Raw genomic sequence first — 22,324 nt, 5'->3', positions numbered from 1 at the left:
CCGGCTTTGCGGCCTGCGGGTCCGGGCCAATTCCCCGACCACAACGGCCGACGCAACGCCGCTTGCCGTTCCCGACCACCTCCCCGCCCACACCCGTCGGGGAGGTCCAGGAGGGGGTCACCCCCTCCTGGCCGCCGCAGGCATCTTCCCTCCCTCCCCTCTTCTCTACCCTCCTCTACTCTCCCTTCACGCAGCCGGGGCGCTTGGCCAGGGTTTCGCCCGCCAGATGGATGTCGACGGCATCGCCGACCACGCCCATCTTGAAGAACTTGCCCGTGCCGACGTGGTATTCCAGCCGGTTGAGCGTGAGGGTCGCCTCGTAGCCCGCGACGTCCACGCAGGGCATCATGGGGTTGGGCTTGGTCCCGAGGAATTTGACGGGGATGGTGACGGTCTTGGTCACGTCCTTGATGGTGAGCTTGCCGGTGACGTTGTAGACGCCCTTGCCGGCCGGGACGATACGATCGCTGACGAACTTCATTTCCGGGTAATTGGCGGTATCGAAGAAGTCCGGCGTGTTGAGGTGCTTGTCACGGGCAGCGACGCCGGTGTCCACGCTTTTGGTCTGCACGGTGAAGGTCACGCGGCCTTTGGCGGGATTTTTGGCCGGGATGTCGATGGTTCCGGCCACGACGTCGAAGCGTCCGGCCACGGGCGCGACGATGTGGCGGATGCGAAACGTCGCGGAGGTATGGGGCGGGTCGAGGGTCACGCCGTCCACGACCGGGCCGGCTTCCTCGGCGGGTTTGGCCGCTTCGGCCGGCTTGGCGGCCTCGGGCTTGGCCGGCTCGGCGGGTTGGGCCTGGCCGGCCGGGGCCGCCTGGGCCAGCAGCAGGGAATTGGCGGCCTCAGCCAGGGCCGTCGCCGGGGCGATGCCCAGGACGGCGGCGCACAGGAGACAAAGGATATGACGACGCATGGCGATGTTCCTTCGCCCTATTCGGGCAGGTTATAGAGGAAGTCATCCAGGCCGAAGCGCCATTTGGGCGGTGCGACCGTGACGCCGGGTTTGAGATGTCCCACGGCCATGAGCAGGGGAATCCAGAACCGGTCGGGGATGCCGAAGGCCTCGCGCACGCCGTCGTGGTCGAACCCGTCCATGGGGTGGGTGACATAGCCGGCGGCGGCGGCGGCGTACATGAAGGTCATGGCGAAAAAGGCCGTGTTCTTGGCCCCGAAGGCCAGGGATTTTTCCGGGGTTTCGCCGTAGAGGCTTTTGACCGAGGCGGCGAAGGCCTCTCGCTGTTCCGGTTTGTAGCGGCCGGTTTCCATCAGGTAGGAGAACTGGCGCTCGAAGGAGGGTTCGTACATGTTCCAGGCCTGGGTGTCGGCCAGGTACATGAGCACGACCGGGGCCTCGGTGATCTTGGGCTGGTCCCAGGCCAGGGCGCGCAGCCTGGCTTTTTGGGCCGGGTTGCGCAGCACGGCCACCTTCCAGGGCTGGAGGTTGAAGCTCGACGGCGCGCGCGTCGCGGTTTCGAGCAACGCTTCCAGGTCGGCCTGCGGCACGTCGCGGTCGGGGTCGAAGAAATTGACGGCCCGGCGGGCCGCCATGACATCCTTGAAGTCCATGGGACGCTCCTTTTTTTCCTGACCCTACCCGTGTGCGCCCGCCTCGCCGTGACTGTCAAGACGCCCGCCCGGCGGCTCCGGGCGGCCCCTTGACTTCGCTGGCGGGGAAAGGCATGCAGGCCGGACATTTTCCCCTTTCCCGACCAAGCAAGAGGACCCCCCATGCCGCTTAATTTGACGCAAAAGATCATCAAGGACCATCTTGTCGCCGGCGAAATGACGCCCGGGTCCGAAATCGCCCTGCGCATCGACCAGACGCTCACCCAGGACGCCACCGGCACCATGGCCTACCTCCAGTTCGAGGCCATCGGCCTGCCCCGCGTGCGCACCGAGCTGTCCGTGAGCTATGTGGACCATAACACCCTGCAGATGGGTTTCCGCAATCCCGACGACCACGCCTACCTGCGCACCGTGGCGGCCAAGTACGGCATCATCTTCTCGCCCCCCGGCACGGGCATCTGCCACCAGCTGCACCTGGAGAACTTCGCCAAGCCCGGCAAGACCCTGGTCGGCTCCGACTCCCACACGCCCACGGCCGGCGGCGTGGGGGCCATGGCCATGGGCGCGGGCGGCCTGTCGGTGGCCCTGGCCATGGCCGGCGAGGCCTACGTCATCGCCATGCCCAAGGTGGTCAAGGTCAACCTGACCGGCAGCCTCACGGGCTGGGCCACGGCCAAAGACGTGATTTTGAAGCTCCTCGGCATGCTCACGGTCAAGGGCGGCGTGGGCAAGGTCATCGAGTACGCCGGCCCGGGCGTGGCCACGCTGTCCGTGCCCGAACGCGCCGTCATCACCAACATGGGCGCGGAGCTCGGGGCCACCACCTCGATCTTCCCCAGCGACGCCGCCACCAAGGCCTTCCTGACCGCCATGGGCCGGCCGGGCGACTTCACGGAGCTCGCCGCCGACCCCGACGCCACGTACGACGAGGTGATGGAGATCGACCTGTCTTCCCTGGTTCCCATGGCCGCCGCGCCGCACATGCCGGACCGGGCCGTGACCATCGCCGAACTGGCCGGCATGAAGGTGGACCAGTCCTGCATCGGCTCGTGCACCAACTCCTCCTACGCCGACCTCATGGCCGTGGCCGACATCCTGGAGGGCAAACGCATCGAGCCTTCCACGGACCTGCTCATCGCGCCGGGCTCCAAGCAGGTGCTCAAGATGCTGGCGGCCAGGGGCCGCATCGACGCGCTCCTCGACGCCGGGGCGCGCATCCTGGAGTGCGCCTGCGGCCCGTGCATCGGCATGGGCGGCTCGCCGGTCTCCGGGGGCGTGAGCGCGCGCACCTTCAACCGCAATTTCGAGGGCCGCTCCGGCACCCAGGACGCCAAGGTGTACCTGGTCAGCCCGCAGACCGCGGCCATGGCGGCGCTTCACGGCGCGTTCACCGACCCGGCCGGCTGGGGCGAGGCCCCGGCCAAAGCCGAGCTGCCGGCCGACGCCCCGGACATCCGCAGCCTCTTCGTCTACCCGCCGGCCGACGGCGCGGGCGTGGACATCCGCCGCGGGCCCAACATCGCCCCGCTGCCGCCGTTCACCCCCCTGCCCGCGGTCATCGAGGCGCAGGTGGCGCTCAAGGTCGGCGACGACATCACCACCGACCACATCCTGCCGGCCGGGGCGCAGATCACGGCCCTTCGCTCCAACATCCCGGCCATCAGCGAATACATCTTCAGCCGGGTGGACGCCGAGTTCGTGCCGCGCATCAAAAAGCTCGGCAAGGGCGTGATCCTCGGCGGCGAGAACTACGGCCAGGGCTCGAGCCGCGAGCACGCGGCGCTCGGTCCCCGCTACCTGGGCGTGGCCGCCGTGGTGGCCAAGTCCCTGGCCCGCATCCACCGGGCCAACCTCGTCAACTTCGGCATCCTGCCGCTGCTGCTCGCCGACCCGGCGGACTACGACCGCATTCCGGCCGGCGCCGCCATAACCCTGGCCACCGGGACCCTCACCGCCGGCGGCACGGCCACGATGGCCGTGGCCGGAGTCGGCGACGTGGCCGTCAAAAACGACCTGACCGCCCAGGAACTGGAGATCATCCGGGCCGGCGGCCTGCTCAACCGGGTCCGGGGCGCGCGGGCCTAACCGGCCACGCCCGCCACCAAGGAGAAAACATGCTCGATCCCATGCGCAAGCACGCCCAGTCCTGGGGCGTCAAGATCGTCTTCGGACTGATCATCATCGTCTTCGTCTTCTGGGGCGTGGGCAACTTCCGGGGCGACAAGGCCACGGTGCTGGCCACCATCGACGGCCAGCCCGTGCTGATCAAGGACTACGAGAAAGCCTATCAGGAAAGCCTGCGGCTGGTGAAAAGCAAGAACCCCGACGTCACGGACAAGGACCTCCAGGAAGGGGGCTTCCGCTGGCAGGTCTTCAGCAACCTGGTGACCACCCGGCTGCTGGAGGACCAGGGCAAAAAACTCGGCATCACCGTCACCGCCGACGAACTGCGGGCGGAAATCGCCAAGATTCCGGCCTTCCAGGACGAGTCCAAGCAGTTCGACGCCAAGCGCTACGAGAACCTGCTCAAGTCCAACGGCGTGACCCCGGGCGAGTTCGAGGACGACTTCCGCCAGAACCTGCTGCTGGAGAAGCTCGCCGCCTACGTGAGCCTGCCGGCCACGGTGACCGAGGCCGAAGCCCGGTCCATCTTCGACTTCATGCGCGAGCAGGCCGTCATCAGCTACATCCCCTTCCGGTCCGAGGACTTCACCAAGGGCTACGCGCCCACGGCCGACCAGATCAAGGCCTACTACGAGGCGCGCAAGGACCAGTTCGCGACCCCCGCCCAGGTCAAGATCGAGTTCGTGGAGTTCACGCCCAAGGCCCTGGCCAAGCCGGCCGAGGTGCCCGACGCCGACATCGCCGCCTCCTACGAGGCCAACAAGAAGAAATACGCCAAGCCCGAGCAGGTGCGGGTGCGCCACTTCCTCATCATGCTGCCGCCGGATGCGCCCAAGGAGGCCGCGGACGCGGCCGAGGCCAAGCTCAAGGACCTGGCCGCCAAGCTCAAGGCCGGCGCGGACTTCGCCACGCTTTTGCCCAAAAATCCCAACAACCCCGACGGACTCATCGGCGAGGACTGGGCCTGGCTGCCCAAGGGCAGCCTGCCCAAGGAATTCGGGGCGTTCGAGGAAACGGCCTTCGGCCTCAAGAAAGACGAGATCAGCGCCCCGGTGCGCACGAGCCTGGGCCTGCACCTCATCCAGGCCGGCGACCACCAGGCCGCCGGCGAACGGACCCTGGCCGAGGTCAAGGACGACATCCGCGCCGAACTGGCCGAACAGAAGGCCGCCGACCGGCTGGCCAAGGCCATGGACGCGGTCCAGGAAAAGATCGCCTCGGGCGAGGACCTGGCCAAGGCCGCGACCGAGGAGAAGCTCGAGCTCAAGGCCTCGGACTTCTTCGCCCAGCAAAATCCCCCGGCGGACCTGGGCCTGACCGACCAGGCCATGGCCGCCCTGTTCAAGATGCAAAAGGGCGAGGTCTCCGACACGCCCCTGTCCACCCAGGACGGCTTTCTCATGGCCCGGGTGGCCGACGTCAAGCCGGCCGGCTTCGAGCCCCTGGAGGCCGTGTCCGACGTCATCAAGGACCGCCTGATCGCCGAGGAAGGCCAGAAGCGGGCCCGGGCCAAGGCCGACGAACTGGCCAAGGCCATGGAGACCCCCGAGGGCCGGCAGAAGGTGCTCGACGAGTACAAGGGCAAGGTCGCCGTGTCCCAGCCCTTCACCCGCCAGGGCTTCATCCCGGGCCTGGGCATGGCCCCGGTGCTGGCCCAGACGGCCTTCGAGGCCAAGGACCCGGGCTGGTTCAAGGCGGCTTACGCCGTGAGCGACGGCTACGTGCTGGCCGGCCTGGACAAGCGGGTGCCGGCCGAAGCCGCCCTGTGGGACAAGGAAAAGGACCGCTGGCTCCAGACCCTTTCCCAGACCAAGCGCACGGAGCTCTTCAACGCCTATCTCAAGACGGTGCAGGAAGCGGCCAAGGTCGAGATCGTCAACGACCAGATCCTCGGCCCGCGCACCGTTCCCGGCCAGGCTCCCGCCGGGGCCGGCAACTAGGCCGGGCGCACCCCACGCCGACACGGGCGCGGCTTCGGCCGCGCCCTTTTTTTCGCCCGCCGGCGGGCCGGCTTCCTCGGGCCGGGACGCGCGCGATGCTCCGCCCGCGACGCGGTCCGGCCGCCAGGCACGGGCATGAGCATGTCGTCGCCGCTCTACGCGGCGCTCCGGGCGCGGGCGCGGTTCGGCCGTCCCGCCCCCCTTGCGGGCGGCCCGTCCCTGGAGCTGGCGACGCGACCTCTGGAACGCGCACGATCTGAAGGCCTTTTCCAGATCACGAAAAATCCCGCGCCAGTGTCCCTCGCGATTCCTTTGACAAAAGTGTCTACCTATGTTTTGTTTGGGCCAGAGCTGGCTTCAGCTTGCCGCAACGCCCGCTCCGCCGACCAGGTATTGCGTCGGATATGCGCCGACTTGCGGAAAAAGAGAGCGTGCCTATGAAGCAACATGCTTTGGCATTGATATTTTCGTGATCTCACTAGAGGGCGGCCGCGCAACAAATCGCCATGCAATCGGCGTGCTCCTGCAATGCCGCCAATCCGTACGGGAGGTATCGCCTTTCCAAAGGGTCCAGCGAATCAGCAAATATGTAAGATCTGAATGAATCACCGGGGCCGCCGGAGCTTCCGCCGCCGCCGCGGGAGCCCGGGCCGCGCCGCCCGGCCGGCCGCTCGCGTCTCCGCCGCATCGCGGAGCGCCCGCGCCGAAAGACAACACCCGTAGACGTGCCTATCGGAGGCTGCCGTCATGAACAAAGAACTCATCAAGAAACACGAACAATCCCTTCTTCGGGCCATGAGCGGCGTGGAGAACTGCCAGGGCGTCCTCAGCCGCCTGGACCGGCAATGGACCCGGGCGACGCTGACCGGGAAGATCAATTGCAGCCGCATCGCCCAGACGCTCATCGACTTCATCATCACCACCCAGGACAACTTCACCTCCCTGCAAAAAAACCTCGTCGACACCCTGGTCCTGGAAAACACCCAGAAGGTGGTGCTGGAAATCACGGCCGTGGCGCAAGTCGCCATCGACATCCTCAAGCGCAATCTTTTCGAGCGCACGGCCGACGTGGGCTTTCTGGCCACGGACGACGACCTCGTCCGCTTCCTCCTCGACGAGGATGCCGACGGCGACGACGTGGAACGCATCGTCGATCGGCTGCGCGAGTACCGGGAAAAATATACCGTCTACAACGAAATCATCGTCCTGGACACGACCGGGGTCGTGCGCGCCCACCTCGACCAGGACAACCCCATCGGGCAAAGCGCCGATCCGCTGCTCGCCGAAACCCTGGAAGCGGCCTCCTACGTCGAGACCTGCCGCGAAACCGATCTGCTCCCGGGCCGGGGCGAGGCGCTCGTCTACTCCCAGGCCATCAAGCATCCCGACACCGGCGAGGCCCTCGGCGTCCTGTGCCTGGTCTTCGATTTCGACGGGGAGATGGAGGGCATCTTCGAGAACCTCAAGAAGTCCTCGGAAGACATCGTCATCCTCATCCTGGACGAGAACGGCCGGGCCATCGCCACCAGCGACCCGGCCCGCGCCCCGCGCGGCCGCGTGTACAACATGGCGCTGCGCGACGATTTCGCCATGGCCCAGCTCGCCGGCGAGGCCTACCTGTCCAAGACCCTGGCCACCAAGGGCTACCAGGGGTTTTTCGGCCTGCCCTGGTACGGTCAGGTGCTCAAGCGCGTGGCCACGGCCTTTAAAAACGGCGCCAACGGCCACGGCCTGGACGAGGCCGCCATCCGGCGCAACGCCATCTTTTCCGCCCGCCTCATCAAGGTCGAGGAAGCCTCGGAGAACGTGCTCTCGGACCTGGAGCTCGTGGTGCAAAACGGCGAGATCATGGCCGCCAAGAAATCCATCCAGTCCGACGCATCGGAGCGGGTGGAGGCGCAAGCCCTGCCCCACGTGCTCAACGAGGTCAAAAAGATCGGCGACCAGGTGCAGCAGGTCTTCCAGACCTCCACCGGGGGCCTTTTAAAGCTCGTCACCTCCTCGCGCCTGCACGACGTCCAGTTCCTGGCCGCCCTGGCCATCGACATCATGGACCGCAACCTCTACGAGCGGGCCAACGACTGCCGCTGGTGGGCGCTGACCTCGGACTTTCGGCGCATGCTCGAGTCTCCCCTCGGCGACGCCGACCGGGGCCGCATGCGCGAGATCCTGGCCTACATCAACAGCCTCTACACGGTGTACACCAACCTCTTCGTCTACGACCGCGACGGCCGCATCCTGGCCTGCTCCAATCCCGACGAACACCGCCGGGAAGGCCGCGTGCTCGCCGAGCGCTTCGTGGCCGAGACCCTGACGCTGACCGACTCCCAACTCTACCGCGTCTCGGACTTCGAGGCCACGGACCTCTACGAGGACAAGGGACGCTCCCGCCACACCTACATCTACAACGCGGCCATCACGTCCCTGGCCCGCCAGGACGCGGTCCTCGGCGGCATCGGCATCGTCTTCGACTCCGAGCCCCAGTTCCTGTCCATGCTCAACGACGCCCTGCCCCGGGACGGGGCCGGCAACATCCTGGACGGCTCGGAAGGCATGTTCGTGGAGGCCGGGGGCAGGATCGTCGCCTCGACCAACCCCGAGCACGAGCCCGGGGACACGGTGGACCTGGCCGGCGTCTTCTGTCAGCTGGCCTGCGGCCAGTCCACTTCCCACCTGGTGTCCGACGGCGACAGGCTCTACGCCGTGGGCTGCTCCCACAGCGCCGGCTACCGCGAGTACAAACGCGACGGCGGCTACGTCAACGACCTGCTCTCGGTCATCAAGGTCCGGATCTAGACAGACTCCCCTCCCCCGAACGGTCGACGGCCCCCTTCCCGAGAGCGGAAAGGGGGCCGTCTTTTTGCGAAGCGAAACAGCGGCGGTGCGCTACGCGCCCAGCGCCCGCACGCCCCGGCCGCCGCTTTCCTCCTCCAGGGAGGCGATGAGTTCGCCAAGGGCCTCGGTCTGGCGGGCGAGCTCGGACACGGACCCGGAGGCGTGGCGCATGGCTTCGGCCGTCTCGGTGGAGCTGGCGTTTATTTCCTCGATGTGCCGGTTGATCTCCTCGGTGGCCGAGGACTGCTGCTCGGCCGCCGTGGCGATGGAGCGCGCCTGGTCCGAGGATTCGCCGACCAGGGCAAGGATGGCGTCCAGGCCAGAGGCGGCCGCGTCGGTCTGGTCCATGGCCTGGGCGATGACCTGCCTGGTGCGGTCCATGCCGCCGAGGGTGCCGCCGACGCTGTGCTGGATGCCGGTGACGGCCTCCCCCACCTCCTTGGTGGCGAGCATGGTCTTTTCTGCGAGCTTTCTGACCTCGTCGGCGACCACGGCGAACCCCCGGCCGGCCTCCCCGGCCCTTGCCGCCTCGATGGCGGCGTTGAGCGCCAAGAGGTTGGTCTGGTCGGCGATGTCCGAGATGATGCCGAGGATGCGGCCCACGTCCTCGGCCTGCCGGCCGAGGTCCCCCATGCGCTCCCGGGACCGGCGCGCGTCGGCCCGGACCCGCTCCATGGCCTCGGCCACGCGCCCCATGAGCGCCGTCCCCTCCTCGGCCTGGCCCCTGGCCTGGGCCGAGGTGCGGGCCGCCTCGGAGGCGTTCCTGGCCACTTCCAGCACGGTGGCGTTCATCTCCGTCATGGCCGAGGCGGTCTCCTCGGCGCGCCGGGCCTGGGTAGCCGCGCCCCGGGTCGCCTGCTCGGCCTGGGCGGCCAGGGAGGTCGTGGCCGAAGCCACCACGGCAACGACCGATTCCAGCCGGTTGGCCGCCTGGAGCATGCCTTCCTCCCGGGCGCGCAGGGCCTCCCGCGAGGCCTCCTCGGCCTTGTCCGTGGCCGCCTGGCAGGCCAGGGCCTTTTCCTCGGCCTCGCGACTCTTGGTTCGGACGTCGGCCATGGTCTCGCCAAGGCGCGCGGCCATGGCGTTGAGCGCCGCGAACATGGCCGCGATCTCGTCGCGGCGGCGCGGCTTTTCCAGCCGCGTCTCGTAGTTTCCCGCGCCAAGGGCCTGGAGGAACCCGCCCACCCGGGACAGGGGGCGGATGACCGAGCGGTCCATGAAAAACCACAGCACGCCGATGATCAGCATCAGGCTTCCCAGGGCCACCCAGGCGATGGCGGTCACGGTGCGCCGGGCCGGGGCCATGAGTTCGGCCTTGGCGATGCAGCTGACGAAGCGCCAGCCGGTTTCCGGGGCGTCGAAGACGTTGGCCAGGTAGGCCTGGCCGCCGAGTTCGGCCTCGACCGGGCCGGCCGGGCCGGAAAAAAGCGCCGCCAGGCCGGGGTCGCCGAGCTCGGCCAGGGGCTTGAGGCTGGCCTCGGGCCGCGCCGTGTCGGCCACCACCACCCCGTCTTTTTCGGCCACCGCCACGAAGCCCGTCTTGCCCGGCCGGATGGCCGCCACCATGTCGGTGATGACGGAAAGGGAGATGTCGGCCGAAACCACGCCGAGCACCTTGCCCGAGGCGTCGGCGAAGGCCCGGGCGGCGCTGATGGTGGCCTGGCCGTCCGTGGAGCGAAACGGCGAGGAGACCACGGCCCGGTCCGGCGCGGCCACGGCGTCCTTGTACCAGGCCCGCTCCCGGGGATCGTAGGAACCGCGCGGCGCGGCGGCATTGCTGACGAACCCGCCGAAGCGGCTGCCGAGGTAGACCTTGCGGTAGTCGGGATGGGACTTCTGCAGCAGCACGCACCACTCCCGCAGGCGCTGGCCCAGGACGTCGTCCGGCCGGGGCAGGGTCGGGACCTTGCCCTGGACGTTCAGGAAGTCCGTGAGCGAGGCGTCGATGGCGCGCAGTTCGGGGTAGGAGGCCAGATGGTCCATGCTGGCCTTGGCCTCGCCCAGAAAAAGCGCCACGGCCTGGCTCGTGCGCAACAGCTCGGCATGGGAGGCGGCGACGTAGTCGTCGCGCGAGAGCTCGAAGATATTGAGCGCGATGATGCCGAAAATGCCCAGCAAAGGCAGGGTGATGATGGCGACGACGCCGCAGATGAGCCGGATGCGGATGGAACGTCTCATGATTGCCTCGCTCCGTTGGGGGGACATCGCTCGGGGCCTTGGGCCGAAAAAACCATCCTTGGGGACGGACGCGGGACTTCGGGGAAAGCGGGGCGGCGGCATGGCGCGCCGCCCCACGCGAAAGGCCAAGGAGACCGTGACGGGAACTCGCGGCAGGGCCTTGGGCGGGGTCAGGGCCGCCCGGATCCGCCGCTCACGAAAGGCCGCAACCGCTCGTCGCCGCCTTGAGCACGGGCCTGGCGTCGACGATATGCCGGGAAAGGGCCATGTCCCGTTTGTCCAGGCCCAGGGCCTCGCCCACGAGCTGGGCCAGGTGCAGCACGGGCACGGGCCGGTCGCCGCAGGCCGGGGACAGGGCGTCGGGCTGGTACATGTCGAGCTGCATGTGGCACAGGGGACAGGGCGTGAGCAGGCAATGGGCCCCGGCCTTGGCCGCGCTGACCACGGCCGCGGCGGTCATGCGCATGGCCGTCTGCTCGGCCGGGAACACGGCGTGGAAGCCGCAGCAGCGAAGCCGCTCCGGGATGGCTACGGGCTCGGCCCCGCAGGCCCGCACGATCCGCTCCAGGCTCTGGGGATTCAGGTGGCTTTCGTAGTTCATGATCTCCGGCGGACGCACGGTGTGGCAGCCGTAGAACGGGGCCACGCGCAGGTGCTCCAGGGGCCTTACGACCCTGGACGCCCACGCGTCGGCGGTGTCGGCCAGCACCCAGAGCAGATGGGTCACTTCCGAGGTTCCCTGGAAGCGCAGCCCGATCTCGGCCAGGCGCTCGTTGGCCGCGTCCATGGCCCCATCCAGGAGCCTGGCCCGGGACTGGCGCAGCATGAGCGCGCAGGTGCTGCAGGCGGTCAGCACCGGCAAGCCCATCTTCTCGGCCAGGGCCAGGTTGCGGGCGTTGGCCAGCAGGGCCGCCTCGGGATCGACGTCCTGCACGTGGCTCGCGCCGCAGCAGGACCAGCCGGGGATTTCCACCAGCTCCAGGCCCAGGTGCTTGGCCACGGCCAGGGTGGAGACGCAGGCCTCCTTGGCGGCGGCATGGAGGACGCAACCGGGAAAAAACGCGTATTTCATGACTCCTTCCTCTCGGGGGCGATGACCTTGCGCAGGCCGTCGATGTTTTCCACGGGGGCGTTGTCGGCCACGAACAGGCGGGCCGCCTCCAGAACGCCGAGCTTGCCCTTGGCGAACATGCGCATGGTGAAGGGCAGCCGTTTGGTGGCGGCGCTGAACATGCCCTCGGTGCGGGGCACGAGCTTGACCTCGTTGAGCCGGCCGGTCTTTTCCAGGTCGGTGCGGAAGGCCTCGGCGTGGCGCGGGCCGGGGCCCTCGGTATGGCCGGCCTCCACGGCCATGTGGCGCATGGCGGCGATGTCCTCGCCCGGGCGGATGTGCTTGGGGCATTTGGAGACGCATTCCATGCAATGGACGCATTTCCACAGGCCATTCTCCAGCATGCCCTCCACGTGGCGCAGGGGGTCGGCCGAACGCGAATCCCCGGCGTAGCGGGCGGCGTGGGTGAAGACGAACGGTTCCAGGAAGTCCTTCTCGGAGTCGGTCAGCTTGTTGCATTCCGAGGCGCAGCTGCCGCACAGGATGCAGTCCCACTGCCTGGCGACGGCCTGCATGTCCTTGGGGGACTGGCGGCAGCCCTTTTCGGCGGAGAATTCCGGCTTGGCGTGCAGCCCGGGCCTGGCCAGGCGCAGCCGCTCGATCTTTTCGCTCCACTCCACCACCAGGTCGCTGACCACCTTGGCGTTGCCAAGCGGGCTCACGACCAGCGCGCCCTCGCCCCAGACCGTAAGCAGGTCGTCGACCATGGTGTCGCAGGCGAGCAGGGCGTTGCCGTTGACGCGCACGGCGCAGGCTCCGCAGATGGCGCTGCGGCAGGAGGCCGTGAAGTTGAGCGTGGGGTCGATGCGCTCCTTGATGTGAATGAGGCTGGCCAGGACCGTCATGCCGGGGCGGTACGGGAACTCGTAGCGTTGCCGCCAGGAATTCACGCCGTCGTAGCGGTCGATGAGAAAGGTCAGGGTGTCCATCAGTACTTGCGCTCCTGGGGTTGGTGCCTGGTGACGGTCACCGGGCGGTAGTCGAGGCGGTAGTCGCCGTCCTGCACGGTGACCAGGCTGTGCTTGAGGAAGGCGGCGTCGTCGCGCGTAGGGTAGTCCTCGCGGGTGTGCGCCCCGCGCGATTCGTGGCGGGCCTTGGCCGCCACCAGGGAACAACGGGCCAGGGACAGGAGGTTGCCGACCTCCAGGAAGTGGGCATAGGCCGTGTTGCACACCGGGTTGTCGTTGCCGACCACGGCGGTCTCGAACTCCTTTTGCAGGCCGGTAACGGCGCTAAGCGCCCCGGAGAGCTTGTCCTCGGTGCGGAAGATGCCCATACCCTCCCAGAGCACGGCGGCCAGCTTCTCGCGCAGCTCGGGCACGGACGCGCCGCCCCTGCGCGAGGTGGCCTCGCGGAAGTGCTCGCGCCATCTGGAAACGAGCGCCTCCAGGGCGGCGTCCCCGCCGAAGGAGGCGCCAGGCACGTGGCAGGCCGCGCCGATGCCGGCCTGCTTGCCGGTCACCATGGCGTCGGCCAGGGAGTTGCCGCCCAGGCGGTTGGCCCCGTGGATGGACACGCAGGAGCATTCGCCGGCGGCGAAGAGCCCGGGCACGGAAGTCTTCATGTGCTCGAAGTCCACCACGTCGATGCCGCCCATGGAGTAGTGGGCCGTGGGCCGCACCGGAATGGGCTTTTCCACCAGGTCCAGGTTCTCGAACAGCAGGCCCACATGGCGGATCTGGGGCAGGCGCTCCAGGATGCGCTCGCGGCCGAGGTGGCGCAGGTCGAGGAGCACGTGCGCGCCCAGGCCCTCGCCGTAGCCCCTGCCCTCGATGATCTCGGTCTCGATGGCCCGGGCGGTGATGTCGCGCGGGGCCAGCTCCATGCGGTCCGGGGCGTAGCGGGCCATGAAGCGCTCGCCGGCGTTGTTGACCAGGTAGCCGCCCTCGCCGCGCGCGGCTTCGGTAATCAGCACGCCGCCGTTGGCTACGCCCGTGGGGTGGAATTGGACCATCTCCGGGTCCTTGAAGGCCACACCGGCGCGAAGGGCCACGCCCACGCCGTCGCCCGTGGCGATGTAGGGCGTGCTGGTGCGGGCCCAGAACATGCGGGTGTAGCCGCCGGTGGCCAGCACCACGGCCTTGGCCCGGATGGCCGTCACCTCGCCGGTGTCGGTGTCGCGCACGACCACGCCCCGGCACACGCCGTCCTTCACGGCCACGTCCAGGAGCTGGGAGTTGACGCGGAAGCGCACCCCGTTTTTGAGCGCGTAGTCGAAGTTGGAGTGGAGCAAAATGTGGCCGGTCTTGTCGGCGGAGAAGTTGGTGCGGGCGTGCTTGTGGCCGCCCATCAGGCGGCAGGCCACCCGGCCGTCGGCCTCGCGGCTGTAGGGCGTGCCCCAGAAGTCGGTCTCGCGCACGGCCTCGGAGGCCTTTTGCACGAAGAAGTCGATGGCGTCCTGGTCGCCCAGGTAGTCGCTGCCCTTGACGGTGTCGAAGCTGTGGGCGTCGAGCGAGTCCTGCTGGCCGGGAAAATCCAGCACGCCGTTGATGCCGCCCTCGGCCATGCAGGTGGCCGAGCGGGTCGGCATGGTCTTGGTGACGACCATGATGTCCAGGTAGGGGTTGGTCTGCAAAGCGCCCACGGCCGCCCGCAACCCGGCCCCTCCCGAGCCTACGATGACGATGTCATAGGATTCCATGCTGTCCTCTTTCCCGCGTCGGCGGGTCGCCCCGCCTCCGCAAAGGGGTTTTCGCCTTATTTGTCGTCCACGGTCACCAGGGCCAGGGCCTCGGCGGCCGTGCGGTCCAGGGCGTCGCCGTCTTCGGAATCGCCGCAGGAGCGCCCGGAGAGCACGTCGCGCAGCCGTCCCGCGTCCAGGGCGTTCTCCCATTTGGCCACCACGATGGTGGCGATGCCGTTGCCGATCATGTTGGTGATGGCCCGGGCCTCGGACATGAAGCGGTCGACGCCGAGCAGCAGGGTCAGCGAGGCGACCGGAATCGTGCCCACGGTCTGGAGCGTGGCGGCGAGCGTGATGAAGCCGCCGCCGGTGACCGCGGCCGCGCCCTTGGAGGTGAGAAGCAGGATGGCCAGGAGGTAGAGCTGGTGGGACAGGTCCAGGGGCGTGGCCGTGGCCTGGGCCAGGAACACGGCGGCCATGGTGAGATAAATGCAAGTGCCGTCCAGGTTGAACGAGTAGCCCATGGGCAGGCACAGCCCGACCACGGACTTGTCCGCGCCGGCATTTTCCAGTTTGGCCATCATGCGGGGAAGGGCCGCCTCGGACGAGGAGGTGCCGAGCACGAGGAGGATTTCCTCTTTAATATAGACCAGGTAGCGCCACAGGGAGAAGCCGGCCAGCTTGCAGACCACGGCGAGCACGCCGAAGATGAAGAGCAGGCAGGTCGTGTAGACGCCGAGCATGAGGTAGACCAGCCGCGCCAGGGCGTCGGCTCCCTGGGAGGCCACCACGTAGGCGATGGCCCCGAAAGCGCCGAGCGGCGCGAAGTACATGACGTAGTGGATGACTTTGAAAAGCCCCTTGGAGAAGGCGTCGAGGATGTCGACGAAATGCCTGACCCGCTCGCCCAGGTTGGCCAGGGCGACGCCGAAGAGCACGGAGAAGAAGAGCACCTGCAGGATGTCGCCCTTGGCGAAGGCGTCCACCACCGACGAAGGCACAATGTTCAGGAGAAACTCCTGGGTCGACATCTTCCGGGCCGCACCGGCGTACTCCTGGACCTTGGCCAGCTCGGCCTGGTCGGCCTGCATGCGGGCGGCGTAGTCGTCCATGCCCGCGCCCGGCTGGTACAGGTTGACGACGACGAGACCGATGGCCAGGGCGCACAGGGTCATGGCCCAGAAGTAGAGCATGCACTTGACGCCCACCCGGCCGACCCGGCCCATGTCGCCCATCTTGGCGATGCCCGTGACCACGGTGCAGAAGATGATCGGGGCGATCAGCATCTTCACCATGCGAATGAACGCCACGCCCAGGGGCTGCATCTGCATGGCCAGGCCCTTGGTCGCCGGCACGAGCCCCAGGCCGATGCCGGCGGCGATGCCGCAAAGCACCCAGAAGTAGAGCGACTTGTACAGCGGCCTGCGGCCGCCCGGACAAGGGGGTCCAGGCCTGTCCGGTGCGGCCGTGAGCCCTGTCCCGCTTTCGCGAAATCGTTTCATCGCAACTCCAAGCGCAACATGCTCGAGCGATTGTTTTTCATGCGCCTCAGGCGCCAAGGGCCGCTTCCAGGTCCGGCACGGCGTAGAGGTCGCCGCCATGGCAGTCGTTGATGACCAGGACCGGGAAATCGATCACCGTCAGTTCCCGCACGGCTTCCGGGCCCAGGTCCTCGTAGGCCACGACCCGGGCCTCCTTGATGCGAAGCCCAAGCAGCGCGCCCGCGCCGCCCGTGGCCCCGAAGTACACGGCCTTGCGCGCGGCCATGGCGGCCTTGACCTCGGCGGCGCGCATGCCCTTGCCGATCATGCCCTTGAGGCCCTCGGCCATGAGCCTGGGGGCGTAGGAGTCCATGCGGTAGCTGGTGGTGGGGCCGGCCGCGCCGATGGGATAGCCGGGCCGGGCCGGCGAGGGACCGACGTAGTAGATGACCGCTCCCTTGACGTCGAAGGGCAGGTCCTGCCCGGCGTCCAGGGCCTCGACCAGGCGTTTGTGGGCCGCGTCGCGACCGGTGTAGATGGTGCCCGAGAGGAACACGACGTCGCCGGCGGAGAGCTTCTCCACGTCCGCATCGGAAAGGGGCGTGGTCAGGTGATGTTCGGCCATTAGAGGGTGACCTCCTTGTGCCGGGCGCTGTGGCACTGGATGTTGACGGCCAGCGGCAGGCTGGCCAGGTGGCAGGGCGCGACCTTGACCTTGACGCCGAGGCAGGTGGTGGCCCCGCCAAGTCCCATGGGCCCGATGCCCAGGCGGTTGATGGAGGCCAGCAGGTCGGCTTCCATGGCCGCCACCTCGGGATCGGGATGGACGTCGTCCACCTCGCGCAGGAGGGCCTTCTTGGAATTGATGGCGGCCAGCTCGAAGTTGCCGCCGATGCCCACGCCGACCAGGATGGGCGGACAGGGGTTGGAGCCGGACTCGGCCACGCGGCGGATGACGCACTCGCGGATGCCCTTCCAACCCTGGGCCGGGGCGAGCATCATGACCCGGGACATGTTCTCCGAGCCGCCGCCCTTGGCCATCATGCAGATTTTCAGGCTCTCGCCCGGCACCAGGTCGAAGTGGATGACTGCCGGGGAGTTGTCGCCCACGTTTTTCCGGGTGAAGGGGTCGCAGGTGGACTTGCGCAGGTAGCCGTCCTGGTAGCCCTTGACCATGCCCTCGTTGATGGCTTCGCGCAGGGTCGCGCCTTCCAGGCGCACGCCCTCGCCCGCCTCGACGAAGAAGACGCCGAGGCCGCAGTCCTGACACAGCGGCAGGCCGGTCTTGGCGGCCAGCGCCGCGTTTTCCTCGAGCTGGCCGAAGATCTCCCTGGCCGCCGGCAGGGTTTCGGCCTCCTTGGCCCGGGCGAAGGAGCCCAGGACGTCGGCCGGCAGGTAGCGGTTGGCTTCGATGCACATGGCGGCCACGGCATCGACCACGGTTTCTTTGGGAATGGTGCGCATGCTTGCTCCTTGCATTCGTCTTGTGAAACGACCCGTTCGCTAGCCCCGGGACACGATCCAGGGAAAGCCCACGAGCAGGAAGACGCCGAGGTAGATGACGCCGAAGATGCCTCCGAGCACCCAGAATTCCTTGCTCTTGACGTAGCCGGAGCCGAAATAGATGGGCGAGGGGCCGGTGCCGTAGGGGGTGATGATGCCCATGATGCCGAGCGTGGCGCAAAGGACCATGGAGGCCGTGGCGATATCGAGCCCGGGCACGGCCATGGCCGTGGCCAGCATGACGGGCAAAAGCGCGGCCACGTGGGCCGTGACGCTGGCGAACATGTAGTGGCTGAAGAAGAAGATCAGGGTCAGGCCGAGCAGCGTGGCCGTGGGCGACATGCCCTGCAAATGCACGGCGGCGGCCTCGGCGAACCACTTGAGGAAGCCCGTCTTGCCCAGGCCGTCGGCCAGGGTGACCAGTGTCGCGAACCAGGCCAGCACGTTCCAGGCCTGCTTGTAGCCGATGACGTCGTTCCAGGTGACCACCCGGCCCACGACCATGATGCAGATGGCGGCCAGGGCGACCATGGTGGCGTCCACGTAGTCCTTGAGGAAGATCCAGCCGAGCAGCGCGCCCAGGGCCAGCACGGCCATGGCGATCTCGCGGCCGGTCAGGGGGCCGAGCTTGCGCAGCTCCTCGGCGGCCCAGGTGGGGGCGTTTTCCGAGGTCTTCTGGGTCGGCGGATAGAGGATGTAGGTCAAAAGGGGCGTGGCCAGGAACAAAATGACGCCCACGGGCAGCACGCCGACGAACCACTGGCTCCAGCCCAGGGACACGTGGGCCGTCTTCTCCACCAGGGACTGGGCCAGGACGTTGGGGGCCAGGCCCGTCAGGAACATGGACGAAGTGACGCAGGTGGTGGCCAGCGCCGTCCACATGAGGTACGCGCCCATGCCCCGGGGATTCTCCTCGGGGGTGGAGCCGTACAGCGGCGGGATGTTCTTGATGATGGGGAAGATGGTGCCGCCGCTTCGGGCGGTGTTGGACGGCATGAAGGGGGCCAGGATCAGGTCGGCCAGGGCCACGGCGTAGCCCAGGCCCAGGGTCTTTTTGCCCATGCGCCGGATGAGCGTGAGCCCCAGGCGCTTGCCGAGGCCGGTCTTCTCGTAGCCCAGGGCGAACATGAAGGCGGCGAAGATGAGCCAGACCGTGCCGTTGGAAAAGCCGGACAGGCACCATTTGACGGCGTCGCCCGGGGACGGGACCTTGCCCGGGGTCACGGGCACCAGACGCAGGATGCCGGCCAGGGTCACGCCGATGAGCCCGGCCAGGGCCGGGGGCACGGGTTCGAGGACGAGGGCCAGCACCACGGCGGCGAACAGGGCGAAATAGGTCCAGGTGGCGGGCGTCAGGCCTTGGGGAGCCGGCAGAAGCCAGATCACCAGGCCGAGCAGCACCGGAGCGAGAGCTTTGAGGGCGCGTTGCATGTGGTGGGGTCTCCTTTGGGTGCGTCGTTTCGATCCGCTCGCCGTGCCTGCGCCTGTCCGCGCGAGGCCGGGCACGACGGCCGTCCCGTCGTGCCCGGGCGAAGCGAGGCCGCATGGCGAAACAGCCTTTGCGACGAAAGAAAGCAGGATGGATGCCAGACCCGTGACGTCGGCGCAGAGGGCAAGAATATAAGGAGAAATTTCACAAATCCGGGCTGAAAACGGCGAAAACCCCCATAACCCAGGTTATGGGGGCCGCGGCCGGCAGCACGTGAAAACACGTATTCCCGGGAGGTTGCCGGCCATAACCCCGGGTTATGGCCTTCCTCCGTGTTATGAGGGTTTGGCGGCGTGCTTGAGGCGTTTGCTGAGCGCCGGCTGGGAAATGCCGAGCAGCCTCGCGGCCAGGGTCTGATTGCCGCCCGAGCGGGAAAGAGCCTCGTCCACCAGGAAGCGGGCCGCCTCGGCGAAGGTCGGCAGCTGCTCGAAGGGGGCGAAGGGGTTGAGCGCCGGCGCGGGGGCGGGACAGGGCTGGACCCGGTCCATGGCCGCCAGGAAGGTCTTCATGGACAGCATGCGGCCGGCGTGCAGGCTCACGGCGTCGAAGACCATGGCCCGCAGCTCGCGGATGTTGCCCGGGAAATGGTAGGCGGCCAGGCAGCCGGCCAGCTCCGGCGGCGCGGTGGGCACGGGCTTGCCCATGGCTGCGGCGGCCTCGGCCAGGAAATGGCGCAGAAGCGGCTCGATGTCCTCCTTGCGCTCGCGAAGGGCCGGGATGTGGACGTGGTGGGTGCGCAGCCGGAAGTAGAGGTCGCGCCGGAATCGGCCCTCGGTTTCGTCCACGGCTAGGTCGCGGTGGGTGGCCACCACCACCCGGGCGCGCAGCCGCTTGGGCTGGTCGCTGCCCAGCGGAAAGTATTCGCCCTCCTGGAGCAGGCGCAGGAGCTTGACCTGGGAGGCCACGGACAGGTCGCCGATCTCGTCGAGAAAAAGCGTGCCTCCGGCCGCCTCCTCGATCATGCCCCGGCGCGGGGCGTCGGCCCCGGTGTAGGCCCCGCGCACGTGGCCGAAGAGCGTGTCGGCGAACACGCCGTCGTCGAGGCCGGCCACGTTGACGGCCACGAGCGGCCCGTCGCGGCCGCTTATGGCATGGGCGGCGCGCACGAGGTTCTCCTTGCCCACGCCCGATTCGCCGCTGACGAGCAGGGGCTGGGGGCTGGCCGCCACGGCCTCGATGTAGGCGAACACCGCGTGCATGGCCCGGGAGCGGGTGACGATGCCGGAAAAGGCCTCGGGATGGGCCGGGCCGCCGGCCACCAGCCGGCTTTTGACGGCCAGGTTCTCGTCGCGCAGCTCCTGCATGCGGATGGCCCGCAGCACGCCGCCGACGATGCGGTCCTCCTCGTCGGTCTTGACGTAGTAGTCGAAGGCCCCGAGCTTCATGCAGCGCACGGCCGTGTCGAGCTGGCTCACGCCGCTTATGATGATCGCGGTCACGTCGGGATGGCGCTCGGCGATGGCCGCGAGCAGCTCCTCGCCGGAGAGCCCCGGCATGGTGAGGTCGAGCAGCACCAGGCCGACGCCGCCCTTGTCGAGGAGCGCGAGCACCTCGCGGCTGTCCTGGCACAGGAACGTGTTGGTGATGCCGGCCGAGGATTCGAGGGTCAGCGACAGCGAGCGCAGCCAGGCCGGCTCGTCGTCCACGATGAGGATGCCGAAGGCGGGATAGGGAACGGTGGTCACGCGCCGGACTCCTCCCTGGCCGCGGGCAGCTCCATGCAGGCCATGGTCCACTCCCCGAAGCAGGATTCAAAGGTGATCGCGCCGCCGTGCTCCTTGAGGATGCCGGCGGAGACGGAAAGGCCCAGTCCCGTGCCGCCCGCGTCGCGCTTGGTGGTGAAGAAGGGGTCGGTCAGGTGGGGCAGATGCTCCGGGGCGATGCCGCTGCCCTCGTCGCGCACGCACAGGATCACCTTGCCGCGCGCCGCGTCGTGGCGGGTGGAGATGGCGATGCCGCGGCTTTTGTCCGGCAGGGCCTGGCAGGCGTTGAGGATGAGGTTGACCACCACCTGTTCGATGCGCTGGGAATTGCCCCAGACCAGCGGCAGGTCCTTTTCGTAGTCCACGGTGAAGTGTTCGGTGTGCTTGCGGATGGTGGACTCGACCAGGCGCACGGCCTTGCGCGAGGCGTCGCCCACGTCGATGAGCGCCTTGCCGGCCCCCTCCTCCCTGCGGGCGAAATCCTTGAGGTCGTTGACGATGCGCTTGATGCGAAGCGCCCCCTCCTGCATCTCCTCGAGCATTTTGGGCAGTTCCTGGCGCATGCGGCCGTAGGCGATGCCGCCCAGGGTGAACTCCCCTTCCCGTTCGCGCCAGGAGTCGAGCAGGCGCAGGACGTCGGCCTGGACCTTGCGCAGGATGGGGATGTTGAGCAGGATCAAGCCGTTGGGATTGTTGATCTCGTGGGCCACGCCCGAGACCAGGATGCCGAGCGCCGCCATCTTGTCGGCCTGAACCAGCTGGCGCTGGTTGCGGGAAAGCTCCTCCATGGCCTCGGTCAGGGAGCGCGTGCGCTGGGCCACCTGCTTGCGCAGGAAATGGGTCCACAGCATGGAGCCGCCAAGGAGCGTCAGAAGCGGGGTCACCACGGCCCCGACGTAGAGCCCGATGGTCTCCCAGCGGACCTTGCCGTCCTCGAGCACGCCCAGCCACTTGTCGTGGATGGCCTGGTAGCGCCCGGTCTCGCGCAGGATGGCCAGGCCCTCGCTGAAGCGGGCGAGCAGGGCCTCGCGGCCCTGGGGCACGGCGTAACCGTAGCGCACCGTGGCCACGGACCGGGCCACGGCCTGGATGTTGTCGAGCTTGTTCTCGCGGATGATGTAGCTGCCCGGCAGCATGGCCACCACGGCGTAGTCGCCCTGGCCCGAGGCCAAAAGGCGCAGGCCGTCGGCCGGGGTGTCGGACAGGATGAGGTCCTTTTCGAAGCCCTTGGCGGCCAGGGTGTCGTGCATGTAGCCGCCGCGGTGCACGATGACCTTCCTGCCGGCCAGCTCGTCCAGGTTGGACACGGGCGCGGTGTCGCGGCGGGCGAAGATGGCGTGGTTGACGATGATGTGGGGGGCGAAGTCCATATACTGGTCGCGCTCGTCGGAATAGGTCATGCCCTGGAGGAGGTCCACCTCGCCGTCCTTGAGGGCTTGCAGCTCCCGGGCCCAGGCCCCGAGGCGAAATTCCACCCGCATGCCCATGACCTCGGCCACGGCCCGGGTGAGGTCCACGTTGAAGCCGGCCGGCTGGCCGTCCTTGTCCAGGAATTCGTAGGGCGGGTAGTCCCGGTCGCCGCCGACCCGGACCGGGCGCAGGATTCCGGGAATGTCCCGGGCGGCGTCCCAGGTCTCGGCGGCACGGGCCGGGACCGGCTCCAGGACGGAAAGCGCCAGCAGGCAAAGGCAGGCCAGGAGGAACAAGCGCGGGGCGCGACCGTTCATGGCCATGCCCTGCCGCGTTTCCCCGGGCGCGTCAATTC

The 22,324-nt window shown here is 68.2% G+C and carries 15 protein-coding genes; 3 read left to right on the top strand and 12 right to left on the bottom strand.

The genetic code is table 11. The features are described 5' to 3' along the window. Nucleotides 1-175: 175 nt before the first annotated feature. Complete coding sequence (locus Q1K70_RS14030) at nt 176-919, bottom strand: YceI family protein (RefSeq protein WP_300160801.1); 744 nt, start codon at nt 917-919, stop codon at nt 176-178. A gap of 17 nt (nt 920-936) precedes the next feature. After that, the gene (locus Q1K70_RS14025; RefSeq protein ID WP_300160799.1) at nt 937-1,572 is read right to left on the bottom strand and encodes a nitroreductase family protein; all 636 of its coding nucleotides are present in this window, start codon (nt 1,570-1,572) and stop codon (nt 937-939) included. 162 nt (nt 1,573-1,734) lie between these two features. Between Q1K70_RS14025 and Q1K70_RS14020 the strand changes: the two genes are divergently transcribed. The 3 genes from Q1K70_RS14020 (at nt 1,735) to Q1K70_RS14010 (ending at nt 8,432) form a co-directional block, all read left to right on the top strand. Beyond that, complete coding sequence (locus tag Q1K70_RS14020) at nt 1,735-3,657, top strand: aconitate hydratase (RefSeq protein WP_300160798.1); 1,923 nt, start codon at nt 1,735-1,737, stop codon at nt 3,655-3,657. Nucleotides 3,658-3,686: 29 nt separating this feature from the next. Further along, the gene (locus Q1K70_RS14015) at nt 3,687-5,636 is read left to right on the top strand and encodes a SurA N-terminal domain-containing protein (protein WP_300160796.1); all 1,950 of its coding nucleotides are present in this window, start codon (nt 3,687-3,689) and stop codon (nt 5,634-5,636) included. A gap of 747 nt (nt 5,637-6,383) precedes the next feature. Then, on the top strand, nt 6,384-8,432 hold the full coding sequence (locus Q1K70_RS14010; RefSeq protein WP_300160794.1) for a chemotaxis protein CheW: 2,049 nt from the start codon (nt 6,384-6,386) through the stop codon (nt 8,430-8,432). Between the two features lie 90 nt (nt 8,433-8,522). Here Q1K70_RS14010 and Q1K70_RS14005 read toward each other — a convergent pair whose 3' ends face one another. The 10 genes from Q1K70_RS14005 to Q1K70_RS13960 all read right to left on the bottom strand — a co-directional run bounded on the left by Q1K70_RS14005 (nt 8,523) and on the right by Q1K70_RS13960 (nt 22,292). After that, nucleotides 8,523-10,649 (bottom strand): methyl-accepting chemotaxis protein, encoded by a 2,127-nt coding sequence (locus Q1K70_RS14005; RefSeq protein WP_300160792.1) that lies wholly within the window; start codon nt 10,647-10,649, stop codon nt 8,523-8,525. Nucleotides 10,650-10,842: 193 nt separating this feature from the next. After that, the gene (locus tag Q1K70_RS14000) at nt 10,843-11,721 is read right to left on the bottom strand and encodes a CoB--CoM heterodisulfide reductase iron-sulfur subunit B family protein (RefSeq protein WP_300160790.1); all 879 of its coding nucleotides are present in this window, start codon (nt 11,719-11,721) and stop codon (nt 10,843-10,845) included. Then, nucleotides 11,718-12,689 carry a succinate dehydrogenase/fumarate reductase iron-sulfur subunit gene (locus Q1K70_RS13995; protein ID WP_300160788.1) on the bottom strand — a complete coding sequence of 324 codons (972 nt, stop codon included), beginning with the start codon at nt 12,687-12,689 and terminating at the stop codon, nt 11,718-11,720. Before Q1K70_RS13995 ends, Q1K70_RS14000 begins: the two co-directional genes overlap by 4 nt. After that, the gene (locus tag Q1K70_RS13990; RefSeq protein ID WP_300160786.1) at nt 12,689-14,401 is read right to left on the bottom strand and encodes an FAD-dependent oxidoreductase; all 1,713 of its coding nucleotides are present in this window, start codon (nt 14,399-14,401) and stop codon (nt 12,689-12,691) included. Before Q1K70_RS13990 ends, Q1K70_RS13995 begins: the two co-directional genes overlap by 1 nt. A 56-nt stretch (nt 14,402-14,457) precedes the next feature. After that, nucleotides 14,458-15,885 carry a C4-dicarboxylate transporter DctA gene (gene dctA / locus Q1K70_RS13985; RefSeq protein WP_300160784.1) on the bottom strand — a complete coding sequence of 476 codons (1,428 nt, stop codon included), beginning with the start codon at nt 15,883-15,885 and terminating at the stop codon, nt 14,458-14,460. A 46-nt stretch (nt 15,886-15,931) separates the two neighbouring features. Further along, nucleotides 15,932-16,489 carry a Fe-S-containing hydro-lyase gene (locus Q1K70_RS13980; protein ID WP_300160782.1) on the bottom strand — a complete coding sequence of 186 codons (558 nt, stop codon included), beginning with the start codon at nt 16,487-16,489 and terminating at the stop codon, nt 15,932-15,934. Then, entirely contained in the window at nt 16,489-17,328 is an 840-nt protein-coding gene (locus Q1K70_RS13975; RefSeq protein WP_300160780.1) for a fumarate hydratase, read from the bottom strand. Before Q1K70_RS13975 ends, Q1K70_RS13980 begins: the two co-directional genes overlap by 1 nt. A gap of 39 nt (nt 17,329-17,367) precedes the next feature. Continuing rightward, nucleotides 17,368-18,798, bottom strand: a complete 1,431-nt coding sequence (locus tag Q1K70_RS13970; RefSeq protein WP_300160778.1) for an anion permease — start codon at nt 18,796-18,798, stop codon at nt 17,368-17,370. A gap of 333 nt (nt 18,799-19,131) precedes the next feature. Then, nucleotides 19,132-20,541: a sigma-54 dependent transcriptional regulator gene (locus Q1K70_RS13965; protein WP_300160776.1), complete on the bottom strand. Its 1,410-nt coding sequence runs from the start codon at nt 20,539-20,541 to the stop codon at nt 19,132-19,134. Further along, entirely contained in the window at nt 20,538-22,292 is a 1,755-nt protein-coding gene (locus Q1K70_RS13960) for a transporter substrate-binding domain-containing protein (RefSeq protein WP_300160774.1), read from the bottom strand. Before Q1K70_RS13960 ends, Q1K70_RS13965 begins: the two co-directional genes overlap by 4 nt. Between the last annotated feature and the right edge of the window lie 32 nt (nt 22,293-22,324).

The sequence above is a fragment of the Solidesulfovibrio sp. genome (assembly GCF_029978005.1).
Lineage (GTDB): Bacteria > Desulfobacterota > Desulfovibrionia > Desulfovibrionales > Desulfovibrionaceae > Solidesulfovibrio.
The sequence above is the reverse complement of the archived record's forward strand: the minus strand, read 5'-3'. Positions and strand labels throughout refer to the sequence as shown.